Here is a 13,347-nt window from a genome sequence, read left to right as displayed (position 1 = left end):
GCACTACCGGGGCCAGGGTTGCCGGCCGGTATCGACAGGACTCACCCGCGCAGGGTGGCGCCGCCGTCCACGTACAGGTCACTCATCGCCACGTGTCCGGCCTGCTCGGAGAGCAGGAACATCACCGAATGGGCGATGTCTTCCGGGGTGGCCAGCTTGCGCAGCGGAATGCCGGCCTTGTACGTCTCCAGGCTGCCGGCGATCACCCGCTCTGCGCCATGCGCGTCCTGCCACATGCCGGTCTGCATCGGGGTCAGCGTTGAACCCGGGGCGACGATGTTGCAGCGGATGCCCAGCGGCGCCAGTTCCAGCCCGAGGCAGCGGGTGAACATCGTGGCAGCAGCCTTGGACGCGGCGTAGGCGGCCATGCCGTGCCGCGGCACGCCGGCGGCATTCGAACTGACGGTGACGATCGCACCCTGACCTCGCGGTGACATCACCCGCGCCAGCGCACGCCCGACATGGAACACACCATCGGCATTGACCGCGAATACCCGGCGCCAATCGGTATCGGTGGTCTCCGTAACAGCTCCCACATGCAGGACGCCCGCCACGCTGGCGGCGAGACCGATCGGCCCAATGCTGGCTTCCACACGATCCACCAGGGCGTCCACCGCTGCGCTGTCGGTCACGTCGAGCGCAAACGCCTGCACACGTGCATCCACTACCACAGGCGCCTCGCGGTCGGTTGCCACCACCGTGCAGCCGGCCTCGGCCAACAGCCCTACCAGTGCCTCGCCGATGCCGCCGGCGGCACCGGTCACCAGTGCCACGCGACCTTCAAAGCCGGTCAACTGCATGTTGCGATCTCCTGTTGCTCATCCCAGTGGCGCAGGCGCGCCGACAACCACGGTGCCAGCTGCGCCACTGCATCGCGGCCGGTCAGCTCGGCATGCAGGAACGGCAGTTCCAGCGCCTGCACCTTGCGCGCGTGCGTGCGCCACAGTGCCGACTGCAGCTGCGGCCGCGCCTGATGATCCCGGCCAGCGCGCACGTGCACCAGCGTGCCGTCGAACGGTTGGTGGATGTGCTCGCGGATCAACCGGTTGGTGCCGGTCACCGCACGCACCACGCCATCGAGCACTACATCCGGCAGGCTGCCGAGCGCACTACCACCGCGACGCAGGAAGCCGAGAATGCGTTCACGGCTGTCCAGCTCCGGATGTGCATCCGGGTCATGGCCAGCAATCGCCAGCAGCGCACGCAGTGCGGCGATGGCATCGGGTTCCGGCTCGGCCCGCCAGCATTCGCTGGGATAGGCGTCGAGCAGCACCAGTTCGCCGACTTCGCGCCCGATCTCATGCAGGCGCACCGCCATCGCCTGGGCGAGGATGCCGCCCACCGACCAGCCCAGCAGATGCACCGGTCCCTTCGGTTGCAGCGTGACCACCCGCTGCACGTAGTCATTGGCCATGGCTTCGATGCTGGATGGCAACGGCTGCTTCGGATCCAGCGCGGGCGACTGCAGGCCATACACCGGGCGTGCCGGCTGCAGGGCGCGCGCCAGCGTCCGGTAGTTCCAGGCGATGCCACCGGCCGGGTGCAGCACGAACAAGGGAGTGGGCCTGTCAGCATCAGTGGCAGCCAACGAGATCACCGGGCCCAACGCGTGGTCGGCCAGCGCCGGCGGCTCGGCAATGCGCGTCGCCAACGCGGCCACGGTCGGCTGCGCGAACAAGGCACCGAGGCCGAGGTCACAGCGCCAGCGTTGTTCGATGGCCAGCAGCAGGTGCACCGCGGACAGCGAGTCGCCGCCGAGACTGAAGAAGTCCGCATCCGCTGCCACCGGTGTCTCGCGGCCCAGCGCCTGTGCGAACAGCACTGCCAGTTCCTGTTCCAGCGGCGTGCGCGGCGCCAGTCCGGCAATCTCCTTCTGCGGCGGCTTCGGCAAGGCGTTGCGGTCGAGCTTGCCATTGACGGTCACCGGCCACTGATCCACGCCAACGAACGCGGACGGCACCATGTAGTCCGGCACGCGCGTGGCCAGGTGGCTGCGCAGCATCACGGCATCGGCAAGCGCCGCTGGCACATAGGCCACCAGCCGGGCATCGCCCGGCGTGTCCTGGCGCAGCAGCACTTCCACGCGCTCCATGCCCGGCAGCTCGCGCAGTGCCGCCTCGATCTCGCCCAGCTCGATGCGCAGGCCGCGCAGCTTCACCTGGTGGTCGCTGCGGCCCAGGTATTCGACTGCGCCGTCGCTCCGCCAACGCCCCACGTCGCCGGTGCGGTAGATGCGCTCCCCTGGCAGGAAGGGATCGGCCAGGAAGCGTTCGGCGGTCAGGTCATCGCGGCCGAGATAGCCACGCGCCAGCTGCACGCCGCCCAGATACAGATCGCCCGGCACACCCACCGGCAGCGGCTGCATCCGCGCGTCAAGCACGTACAGGCGTGTGTTCCAGACCGGGAAGCCGATCGGTACCGGCCGTGAGCGGTCCTGCGCAGAGGCCGGCCAGTAGCTCACGTCCACTGCCGCTTCGGTCGGGCCATACAGGTTGTGCAGTTCGGCCTGCACGCGCCCATGGAAACGATCGCGCAGCGATGCGTCCAGCGCTTCGCCACTGGTGAACACACGGCGCAGCTGCAGGCCCTCGGAGGCCGGTGCGGCGAGGAAGGCATCGAGCATCGACGGCACGAAATGCGCCGTGGTGATGCCATGCGCGCGGATCAGCCGCGCCAGCTCGGTCGGATCACGATGCGCGTCCGGACCCGCCACCACCAGCGTCGCGCCGCACAACAGCGGCAGGAAGAATTCCCAGACCGAAACATCGAACGTGGCCGGGGTCTTCTGCAGAACACGGTCATCGGCACGGATGCCGTAGTGCTCGCGCATCCACAGCAGGCGATTGACGATGGCACGGTGCTCGATGACAACGCCCTTCGGCTCGCCAGTCGAACCGGAGGTATAGATCACATAGGCTGCATCGCTGGGCGCCGGATCGGCCCACGGTGCTGCGAAGCTCAGCGCGGTCCATTGGTCGGGGGCAAGCACCGGCACGCCGTCCATGCGCGCCGATACCTCTGCCGCAGCCAGTACGCACGCCGGCTGCGCCGAGGAGAGAATGCGCGCGAGGCGCTCATCGGGATGGGCAAGGTCCAGCGGCAGGTAGGCGGCACCCGCGCGCAGCACCGCCACCAGCGCGATCACCAGCTCCAGCGAACGCGGCAGCGCCACCGCCACCACGCTGCCCGGACCGACCGCCATCGCCCGCAGCTGTGCCGCCAGCGCGAAACTGCGGGCCTCCAGCGTGGCGTGGTCCAGCGCGACGTCACCGAAAACCAGCGCGGGCGCGTGCGGATCACGGTCCATGCCCTGCTGCAGCAGTTCAACCAACGTGGTCGGTGGCAGCGCATGCGCGGTGGCATTGAAACCATGCACCACCTGCTGCGCTTCTACGGCGGAGGCCAGCGGTACCGCCGCGATGTCTCCGGCCTCCAGCGCCGCCGATACGAAATGCAGCAACCGGGTCGCGTGCGCCTCGACATCCTCGCGACTGTACAGCGCGGGATTGGCCTCGATCTCCAGATCCAGCAGGTGCTGGCCGTCACCACGGAAGCCAAGTGTCAGATCATCCACCGGCCCGGTGCACAGCACCTCCAGCGTCGCCTGCACGCCGGTCAGTGCCAGTGGCTTGTAGAACGGCTGGACATTCACCAGCGGACCGTGCAGGCGCTGCTGCGCGCCCACCAGGCCCAGGTCCCGGCGCAACTGCTCACCGCGGTAACGGCCGTGCTTGCGACCCTGGCTGAGCTGCCGGCCCAGGCCGCGGGTAAAGGCCTCGACGCTGCCCTCACCGGCCGCCACACGCAGCGGCAACACGTTCATCACCATCGCCGGCACCCGCGCCGATGCGTTGCCGAGCCGCCCCATGTAGGGCACCCCCAGCACCACTTCATCGGCAGCGCTCATCCGCCGCAGGTACTCGGCCGACAACGCGGCCAGCACATCCGGCCAGGGCTGCAGCCAACGCACCGATGCCTGCAGCAGCCGCTCACGGAATACAGCATCGAGCGGCTGCACCCAGCGCAGCGCGTCGTCACTGGCCGCGAGCGTACCAGCCAGGCCCACGCCCGCCGGTGCGCCCTGCAACTGCTCGCACCACCACTGCCCCGCCTGCGCACGGCGCGGGTCGGCGCGGTAGGCGGCATCATCGACCAGCACGCCCGCCAGCCCCGGCAGCGGCTCATCCGTACGACCGGCATACAAGGCGCACACGCGATCAGTAAACAGCGCCATGCCGTAACCATCCGCAGCCAGATGATGCACGCGCAGGTACCAGACCCATCGCTGCCCACCCAGATCGAACAGCACCTGCTGGCTTATGCGGTCGCGGGTCGGATCGACCGCGCTGAGCCGGTCGGCCTGCATCAGGGCACGTGCCGCCGATGCCGGATCGGTCTCGCCGGATAGATCGCGCACTGACAGCAGCGGCACGTGTGCTGGGTCATGCCACTGCAGCGGCTGGCCGTCGGCCCTCTCGGCAAAGCGCAGTGCGAAGGCCTGCGCCTCGCCCGCTGCCTGGTCTGCCGCGGCGACGAACGCGGCCACATCCAGCGGACCGTCGATCCACACCGCATGTGCGGTATTGAATGACGGATTGTCCGGTGCCAGCCGCTGCGCGAACCACAGTCCGGCCTGGGCCTCGGTCAGTGCCACCGGCGTGGCCAGCACAGCGACGTTCATGCGTTCTGCGCGGCCTGCAGCTTCTGCACCACACCCCACCACTGGCGCAACGTGGTGTGTTCGGCCAATTGCGAGAACTCCAGCGGCAACCCGGTGTTGCCCCAGGCCAGGACCAGGCCCAGCATGCGCATCGAGTCCAGGTCCAGGTCGATCAGGTTGTCGTCGTCACCGATCTCGGCCGGCGTACACTCCAGCACGCGCGCAACGTCGGCACGCATCCGCTCCAGATCCAGCGCATCACCCGTGGCAGCCATCACAGCACCTCCAGCAGCTGATCGGTGGTCATCGGCACGCCACAGGTGCGTGCGATCCAGTGCAGCGCCTGATCGTGATCGGCACGCGAGAAGTCCGCCACCGCATCGGCTGCGATGAACGCCTCGATATCACGCTGGAAGGCTTCGACCACGGTCGCAGTGCAGCCGATGTGCGCGTACACACCGGTGACCAGCAGCTGGTCGCGGCCACGTACCCGCATCAGCGTCTCCAGGTTGCTGCGCTGGAACGCGCTGTAGCGGTGCTTCACCAGCACATGCTCGCCCGGCCGCGGTGCCAGCGCCTCGATGATCGGCTCATGATCGGCACTGCGGCGCATACCCGGGCCCCACAGGTCGGCCTGCAGGCCACGGTCGCGGCGATCCTGGTCGCCATGCTGGGCGGTGTAGAACACCGGAATGCCGTGTGCGCGGCAATGCGCCAGCAGGCGCGCAATGTTGTCCACCGCCGGCCGCAGTGGCGCGTTTCCGGCATCGAACGCGGCCAGGAAGTAGCGCTGCATGTCGTGTACCAGCAGCGCGACACGATCGCGCTGCGGACGCCAGGGCCCACGCGCCTGCGGCAGTTCGGCAGCGGTCGGCAAGGAATAGTTGGTGATGCGGGGCAGCGCCATCAGCGCGTTCCTCCTGTCTGTTGCAGATGACGCGCACGCAGCTGCGCGCGCAGTTCGCGGCGGCTGATCTTGCCGACCGCGGTGGTATCGAAGCTTTCGACGAACACGACCTGGTCCGGCACCTTGAACGCCGCCAGGCCGCGCGTACGCATCCAGGCCTTCAGTGCCGGCGCCTTGATCGGCTCACCCTGCTGGATCACGAAGGCGCAGCTGCGCTCACCGAGATACTCGTCGGGAATGGAGACCACGGCCGCGTCGAACACACCCGGGTGGGCCAGCAGGTGGTCCTCGATCTCCTCGGCGGAGATCTTCTCGCCCGCCCGGTTGATGTGGTCACCGGCACGGCCCTGCACCACCAGATAGCCGCCGGCCAGCTGCTGCACGCGGTCACCGGTGCGGTAGAAACCGTCGTCGGTGAACGAGCGCGCGTTGGCCACCGCATCGTTGTGATAGCTACGGATGGTGTACGGGCCGCGGGTCAGCAGATGGCCCACTTCGCCTTCGGCCACCGGCTGGTCATGGTCATCGACCACGCGCACTTCGTCGTCCGGGCTGATCGGCCGGCCCTGGCAGGCCACGATCAGTTCCTCCGGATCGTCCAGGCGGGTGTAGTTGACCAGGCCCTCGGCCATGCCGAACACCTGCTGCAAGGTGCAGCCCAAGCCGTCGATCACGCGCCGCGCGGCTTCAGGCACCAGTTTGGCACCGCCCACCTGCAGCACCTGCAGGCTGGACAGATCGTGCGGAGTGGTTGCCGCTGCCTGCGCCCACAGCAGCGCCAGCGGCGGCACCAGGCCACAGCAGGTCACCTGTTCGCGGGCGATCAGCGGGAAGGCCGCATCCGGGCCGGGACCGGGGCTGAGCACCACGCGGGCGCCGGCATACAGCGCACCGAAGAAGCCGGGCGAACTCATCGGGAAGTTGTGCGCGGCCGGCAGCGCGACCAGGTAGACGCTGTCGCGGTCGATGCCGCAGAGGTCATTGCTGGCGCGGAACGAGTAGATGTAGTCGTCGTGCGTGCGCGGGATCAGCTTGGACAGGCCGGTGCTGCCACCGGAGATCTGCAGGAACGCCACCGACTGCGGGTCCGGGTCGGCCGGCAGCTCGCTGCGATCGCCCTGCAGCGCCTCCAGCGCGGTGAACTCCGCCGCATCGCCGTCGATGACCACGTGGCGCAGCGCCGGCACCTCGGCCTGCAGCGCCCGCGCCAGCCCGCGATGATCAAAGCCATCGTGCAGGTCGGCAGTGATGTAGGCACTGGCCTCGGCCTTGTTGGCGAAGTGCACCAGTTCGGTGATGCGATGCGCCGGCAACGCGTATACCGGCACCAGGCCCGCACGGAACAGTCCGCATACGGTGGTGATGAACCCGGCAGTGTTGCCCAGCTGCACCAGCACCCGCTCACCCGGCTGCAGGCCGAGTGCCAGCAGGCCCGCGCCGATGCGTCCGGCTTCGTGCCACAGCTGCGCGTAGCTCAGGCGGACATCACCAGCGACCACCGCGATGTCATCCGCATAGCATTCCGCGCGCTCGCGCAGGAACGCCGGGAAGGTCTCGCCACGCCAGTGGCCCGCCTCGCGATAGCGCGCCATCAGCGCATCGGGCCATACCTGCTGCAGTGGCAGGCGGGAGGAATCCGTGGAGGTGGTCATGCGGCAGGCTCGATGGCGGGCGCGGATTCATGGACACCCAGCGCGTTCAACAGGGCAGCGAACTTCGCTGCGGTTTCGGCGACCTCGGCCTCGGGCTGCGACTCGGCGACGATGCCGGCGCCAGCGTACAGGCGCAGCTGCGTGCCCTGCAGGCGTGCGCAGCGGATCGCCACGTACCAGTCGCCATCCCCTTGCGCATCCAGCCAGCCGACCGCGCCGGCATAGAAGCCACGCGGTACAGGTTCCAGCTCGCGGATGCGCTGCAGCGCCGCCAACCGCGGCGTACCGCAGACTGCTGGCGTGGGATGCAGCTGTGCCAACAGCTCGGCCGCCGATGTCTGCGGATCCTTCAGGGTGGCATGGATGCGGGTGCCCAGGTGCCACATGCTGGCGGTCGCGTGCAAGGCCGGGCGCGGCTGCGCATCGATGTGGCTGCAGTACGGCGCCAGGCCATCGACGATGGCGTCCACCACATGGCGGTGCTCGTCATGGTCCTTGGTTGAAGCCAGCAATGCCTGCGCGGCACGCTCGTCCTCGATGGCATCGGCGCTGCGGCGTGCGGACCCGGCCAGCGGATGCGACAGCAGCTGCACGCCGCGCTTGCGCAGCAGCAGCTCCGGTGTTGCGCCGACCAGCCAGGCCGGTGCCTGCCCCAGTTCCACCGGCAGCGGCACCGCATAGGTGGCCACCGAGGGATCCGCGCCCAACCGCGCCAGCAGCACCTCCGGAGACAACGCCGCGCGGGTGCGTGCCAACAGGCTGCGCGCGAGCACTACCTTATGCAGATCCTGATCGGGCGCGCGCAGCGCCGTCACTGCCGCGGCAACCGCGGCGGCATAGTCCTGCGCTGCGGGCTCCGCCTGCAGCGCGCCCTGCAGCGCCGGTGCCGCCTGCGGCTGCAACGGCAGCGCCGGCAGCAGGCGCTCGGGCTGGTACAACGCATCGTCGGCTCGCGGTTCGAACGGCACCGCACCCACCAGCAGGCCCGGACCGCCGCGCTGCTGGGCAAAGAATTCCGCAACACGCTCAGCCAGGGTCGCCAGCGCGCCACTCGGCAGCGTCGCCCGGCAACCACGTGCGTGCACGTGCTGGCCAGCATGCTGCAGCAGGAACAGCGACGCGTCATCGGTGTTTTCCGGCGCGGCCGACGCAGCCTCCGGCCACGCGCCCTGCATCAGGGAATCGTTCATGGGGTCTCCTTCATCCGATGCGCTGCAGCCAGCGCGCACAGCAACAGCAACAGCGCGCCGACCAGCAGGTAAGGCAGGCTTGGCCCGCCGCGATACAACAGCGTGCCGAGCATCGGCCCGGCCACCATGCCCAGCCCCTGCGCGGCCGCCACCGTGCCGGCCGCGGCGCCCTGCTCGTGCGCCTCCACCGCATCGGCGGCCAGCGCCTGGAACGAAGGGAATACGAAGCCCATGCCGAATGCGGCCAGCGCGTACGCCGCCGGCAACTGCCAGGCCTGCTGCACGCCCGCCACCGAAGCGAAGCCGATGCCGGAAATGAGCGCGCCGAGGACGATCCAGCGGCGTGGATGCACCTCCAGCTTCATCACCAGTGCCTGCGCCAGGATCAGGCCGACGCCAACCGCTGTGAGTGCAATGCCGGCCATGCGCGCGCCCGCAGCCGCATCCAGGCCCAGGCGATCAATCGCGAAGAAGCCGACCGTCACCTGCGCGATGGTCACCGAGACCATCGCGATGAACGCTGCCAGCTGTGGCAGGCGCAGGCGCGGGTCGAGACGGCTCATCGGCGCGCGGCGCTGCGCGGAAGCACCCACCACCGGTGGCGTCGCTGGCAGCCGCCACGCCAGCAATGCCAGTGCCAGCAACGGCAGCAACGCGGCCACGTAGAGCGCCAGCGAAAGATTGGTATAGGCCAGCCAGCCAGCAGCGGCCGGCCCCAGCACCATGCCCAGCGCGTTGGCACTGCCCAGCCGGGCGAGGAAACTGGCGCGCTGCCCGGTCGGTGCCTTGTCGGCAATCAGCGCAGCAGCCGTGGGCGGCACGGCCGCGTAGAACAGCCCGATCAGGCCACGCGCGCCCACCAGCACCAGCACCGACACCAGTACCGGCGGCACCGCCTGCAGGGCGACGTCGATGAACACCGCCAGTGCGATGTAGACCACCGTATAGGCACTCATCGCCAGCATCAGCACGCGCTTGCGGCCAATGCGGTCGCTGAGCTGGCCCCAGGGGCGCGCCGCCAGCATCCACAGCACGCCGGCGGCGGTGACCGACAGGCCGGCATGCCACTCGGACAGGCCGAGCATGCGGACCACCGGACCGATCACGGCGACGAAGGACATCATCGCCATGGTGCCGATCAGGGCTGCCAACACCAGCGCCGGCAAGCCGGGAACGACGGGACGTGCGTGCATGGAACACCAGCCGTAACAGAAAGGGATCGCCGGGTGCCCATGCACCCTGCCGGCGTCAGTTCCGGTCAGGACCTGACGTCACCCTCAAATGATAACGGCTCGTATTTGCATTTGATACCCATTCTCTTGAATGGGCATGCAACAGTGGGCTCAGCGCATTGCACGCAGGCCCAGCAGGCCACGGCGCTTGAACCACCACTCCAGCGGCAGCGTCACCAGCGGCGGGATCGCCGCCAGCAGCGCCAGGGCACTGGCCCACCACGGCCAGCGCAGGCGTATCGCCGCGAACAGCGTCACCGCCACATAGACCAGGAACGCCACGCCGTGCAGGGGCCCGAACAGCTTGACCAGCGCCACGTTGGCCATCGGGCCGTACTTCATCCACATGCCGATGAGCAGGCCGGCCCAGGTCAAAGCCTCGATGAAAGCGACCGCGGCGAACAGGCGTCCGGTCGGGTGCATGGGGGAACGTTGGGTCACGCGGGGCTCCGGCATCGGGATATCAAATGCGAATGATACGCAGATGCGAACCGCATGTAGAGTCGAGCCGTGCTCGACTGCTGGAACGTGTCCACCAAGGTGGACACCTACCGGAGCACATCCGGCAGAACCTGCTCGCCGATCTCGCGCAGCACCGCGTCCATCGGTCGTCCGTTGTCGACCAGATTGAACATCACATGCGCCACGCCCTGCGCATGCACGCGCCGCAGATAGTCGCGCAGCCCGTCGCGGCCGACCTTCAGGCCCAGCGGCAATGGCTCGGCGGGCGCCTGCGGATCCGCCTGCAGGTCCAGCTGCATCGACTGCACGAACGGCTTGCCTGCCCCGCCGCGCTGCACCAGCGCCTGCTGCCACAGGCCGATGCGTCCTTCCTGCGCAACCTCCTCGCGGTGATAGGTGGCCCAACCTTCGGCCTCACGCGCGATCCACTGCAGGCTCTGCCGCGCGGTACCCACCACCAGCATCGGAATGCGCGTCGCCGGTGCCGGCAGCACATCGAAGCCACCGGTCGCCTGCAGTACGGCGGTCCGCTCATCGGCCTCCGGTGACAGTGCTGCGCGCAACAACGTCCAGCGCTCACGGAACGTCGCCGCCCTGCCCTCCAGATCCTCGCCGAACGCAGCAAATTCTTCCGGGCGGTCACCCGAACCCAGCCCGAGCACGAAGCGCCCGCGACTGATCCGGTCCAGGCTCAGCGCCAACTTCGCCACCTGCAACGGCTGCCGCAGCGGCAGCACAATGGCTGCGCTGCCGACCACGATGCGCTCGGTCCCTGCAGCCAGCATGCCCAGCCACAGGAACGGGTCATCCAGCGCACTCGCTGTTGCATCCGGGCCCTGCGGCACCATCAATGGCACGTCGCGCGTCCATAGCGCGGCGAAGCCAAGATCATCGGCCAGCCGTGCGATGCGCCGCGCCTCGTCCGGATCGGCCAGTCCATGCGCCGCAACCGGCGTCATCAGGCCCAGGCTCAGTCCTTGTTGAGGAAACAACGAAGCATGGGCGGGATTGAATTCACTCATGCCGCCAGCTTAGCCTGCAGGTCTGCGGCAACGATGATGCGCCGCCCACCACAGGAAGAACACTGCATGCCAAGGATCCGCCCTGCCCACGCCGATGACCTGCCTGCGATCAGCGCGGTATGCCTGGCCGCGTTCAACGAGGCAGTGGCGCCGTCTCTCAGCGCGGCCGGCATCGCCGCCTTCGGCAGTGTCGCAGCAGCCGATGCGTTTGGTGCGCGCCTGCAGGGTGACAACCACATCCTGGTGGCCGAACAGGATGCGCGCGTGGTCGGCGTGGTCGAACTGAAGGAGGGCCGGCACCTGGCAATGCTGTTCGTCGATCCCGCCTGCCAGGGCCAGGGCATCGGCCATGCCTTGCTCGAAGCCGTGCTGCCGCAGGTACGCGAGCCGGTCCTGACCGTGCGCGCCTCGCTCAACGCAGTGCCTGCCTACCTGCGCTATGGCTTTGTGCTGGATGGCGAGGTCGGCGAGATCAACGGGCTGGTGTACCAGCAGATGGTGCGGGCAGCGGCCTGAAGGCAACCGCCCGGCAATGCCCGACGGGCGTCATGCCCTGCGGCACGCCTGTCATAAGCAAACTGAATCAGCAGGCTCCCCGGCGGTTCCTACAATGGCCTGTCACCCTGCCCTTCGAGATGCTGCCGATGCGCGTCGCGCTTTCCGTGTTGCTGCTGGCCTCGGCGCTGAGCGCCTGCACCCCGGCCCCGGTTCCAACCGCCAACTCCGCCGAGGCTCCCGCACCGGCCACGGCCATCGCCTGGCGCCAGGGCGACGTCGATGATGCCTTCGCCGAGGCCGCCGACAGCGGCAAGCCGGTGCTGCTGTACTGGGGTGCCGTCTGGTGCCCACCGTGCAACCAGCTCAAGGCCGGCCTGTTCAAGGACCCGGCCTTCATCGCACTGACCAGCAAGTTCGTGCCGGTCTACCTGGATGGCGACGAGGAAGGCGCGCAGGCCTGGGGCGAACGCTTCGGCGTGCGCGGCTATCCCACGCTGATCGTGCTGGACCCACAGCGCAACGAAATCACCCGCGTCGCCGGTGGCAATGACGCCGCCGAACTGACCCGGGCACTGACCGTGGCCGCGGGCCGCCGCAGCGCTGTTGCGGCCACCTTGGCCACCGCGCTGGCAACACCGGACCGACTGGCCGCCGAAGACTGGCAGGTGCTGGGCGACTACGGCTGGGAAGTGGACGCCAACCGCCTGGCCGGCGAGCGCAGGAGCCAGGACGTGCTGCGGCAACTGTCCAAGGCCGCACCGGACGCTGCCCTGCAGCGTCGTTTCGCCCTGCTGGCTCTGGCTACAGCCGAAAAGCCCGATGCCTCGCCCACCGAAGTGCGCGAACTGCTGCAGGCGGCGCTGGCGCAGCCCGCCGAAGTACGCCGCAACCGCGAGCTGCTGGGTTATGCCGGCGCCAAGCTGGTGAAGCAGGCCAGCACAGGCCCGGCCACGTCCAACACCCTGGGCCAGCAACTGCTGGTCGCACTGGAGCGCGCCGATGCCGAGCGCGGTGACCGCGCCGACGATGCGTTGTCGCGCGCATTGACCGAAGTGTCGCTGGCCCGCCAGCAGCAACCCAAGGGCGCGTTGCCGGCGGCGCTGGTGGAACGGGTCAAGCAGCGCGTGGCCGCGGCCGATGCCGCCGCCACCGATGCGCATGCACGCCAGGCCACGATCAGCAGCGCGGTATATGCCCTGCGCGAAGCGGGCGATGACGCCGGTGCCGAGGCGCTGTTGCTGGCCGAGCTGAAGCGCAGCGAGCAGCCGTACTACTACATGCCCGAACTGGCCGAACTGGCCGAGCAGCGCGGCGACACCGCCGGTGCGCTGGAGTGGCTGAAGCGTGCCTACGACGGTGCACAGGGCCCGGCCACCCGCGTGCAGTGGGGCGTGCTGTACGTGGAAGGGTTGCTGCGGCTGGCCCCGGACGATGCGCCGCGCGTCGAGCAGGCCACTGCCTCGCTGATTGCCGAACTGGAAGCACAGCCGTCGGGCTACCACCAGCGCACCCGCCAGCGCTTCGAGCGCCTGGCCGGGGAGTTGAAGGCGTGGAGCGGCAAGCACCAGGGTGCGGAGACGCTGGCGCGATTGCAGCAGCGGATGCAGCAGGCATGCGGCGAACAGGCGGATGGTGCATGCAAGGACTGGTTGAGTTGATGAAAGCGCTGGCGGCTAGTTCGCCTGCCGGCGCTTTTGTTGATATCGGTTGTGGCGGGGGGAGGG

Annotated in this window: 11 protein-coding genes; 2 read left to right on the top strand and 9 right to left on the bottom strand. The window is 68.9% G+C overall.

All coding sequences use genetic code 11. The features are described from left to right. Nucleotides 1-41: 41 nt before the first annotated feature. From N5D91_RS16475 to N5D91_RS16435, 9 genes are all read right to left on the bottom strand, one after another. Nucleotides 42-800, bottom strand: coding sequence for a 2,3-dihydro-2,3-dihydroxybenzoate dehydrogenase (locus N5D91_RS16475; protein ID WP_180848117.1), 759 nt, complete (start codon nt 798-800; stop codon nt 42-44). Further along, entirely contained in the window at nt 791-4,681 is a 3,891-nt protein-coding gene (locus tag N5D91_RS16470; RefSeq protein WP_180855583.1) for an enterobactin synthase subunit F, read from the bottom strand. The genes N5D91_RS16475 and N5D91_RS16470 overlap by 10 nt, the downstream gene beginning before the upstream one ends. Beyond that, the gene (locus N5D91_RS16465; protein ID WP_049462779.1) at nt 4,678-4,935 is read right to left on the bottom strand and encodes a phosphopantetheine-binding protein; all 258 of its coding nucleotides are present in this window, start codon (nt 4,933-4,935) and stop codon (nt 4,678-4,680) included. Before N5D91_RS16465 ends, N5D91_RS16470 begins: the two co-directional genes overlap by 4 nt. Beyond that, nucleotides 4,935-5,567: an isochorismatase family protein gene (locus tag N5D91_RS16460; protein WP_180855584.1), complete on the bottom strand. Its 633-nt coding sequence runs from the start codon at nt 5,565-5,567 to the stop codon at nt 4,935-4,937. The genes N5D91_RS16465 and N5D91_RS16460 overlap by 1 nt, the downstream gene beginning before the upstream one ends. Beyond that, nucleotides 5,567-7,219: an AMP-binding protein gene (locus tag N5D91_RS16455; RefSeq protein ID WP_180855585.1), complete on the bottom strand. Its 1,653-nt coding sequence runs from the start codon at nt 7,217-7,219 to the stop codon at nt 5,567-5,569. Before N5D91_RS16455 ends, N5D91_RS16460 begins: the two co-directional genes overlap by 1 nt. After that, a complete protein-coding gene (locus N5D91_RS16450) occupies nt 7,216-8,409 on the bottom strand; it encodes an isochorismate synthase (protein WP_180855586.1) in 1,194 nt (397 codons plus the stop codon). The genes N5D91_RS16455 and N5D91_RS16450 overlap by 4 nt, the downstream gene beginning before the upstream one ends. Beyond that, nucleotides 8,406-9,602, bottom strand: a complete 1,197-nt coding sequence (locus N5D91_RS16445; RefSeq protein WP_180855587.1) for an MFS transporter — start codon at nt 9,600-9,602, stop codon at nt 8,406-8,408. Before N5D91_RS16445 ends, N5D91_RS16450 begins: the two co-directional genes overlap by 4 nt. Before the next feature lie 150 nt (nt 9,603-9,752). Next, nucleotides 9,753-10,064 (bottom strand): DUF3817 domain-containing protein, encoded by a 312-nt coding sequence (locus N5D91_RS16440; protein ID WP_110712565.1) that lies wholly within the window; start codon nt 10,062-10,064, stop codon nt 9,753-9,755. Between the two features lie 125 nt (nt 10,065-10,189). Further along, nucleotides 10,190-11,125, bottom strand: a complete 936-nt coding sequence (locus N5D91_RS16435) for a TIGR03571 family LLM class oxidoreductase (RefSeq protein WP_279909054.1) — start codon at nt 11,123-11,125, stop codon at nt 10,190-10,192. Nucleotides 11,126-11,191: 66 nt separating this feature from the next. Here N5D91_RS16435 and N5D91_RS16430 point away from each other — a divergent pair, with 66 nt between their 5' ends. Next, the gene (locus N5D91_RS16430) at nt 11,192-11,641 is read left to right on the top strand and encodes a GNAT family N-acetyltransferase (protein ID WP_153855534.1); all 450 of its coding nucleotides are present in this window, start codon (nt 11,192-11,194) and stop codon (nt 11,639-11,641) included. Nucleotides 11,642-11,760: 119 nt separating this feature from the next. Then, a complete protein-coding gene (locus tag N5D91_RS16425; protein WP_153855535.1) occupies nt 11,761-13,281 on the top strand; it encodes a thioredoxin family protein in 1,521 nt (506 codons plus the stop codon). Nucleotides 13,282-13,347: the final 66 nt, after the last annotated feature.

The organism is Stenotrophomonas sp. GD03794 (assembly GCF_029842145.1).
Lineage (GTDB): Bacteria > Pseudomonadota > Gammaproteobacteria > Xanthomonadales > Xanthomonadaceae > Stenotrophomonas > Stenotrophomonas riyadhensis.
The sequence above is the reverse complement of the archived record's forward strand: the minus strand, read 5'-3'. Positions and strand labels throughout refer to the sequence as shown.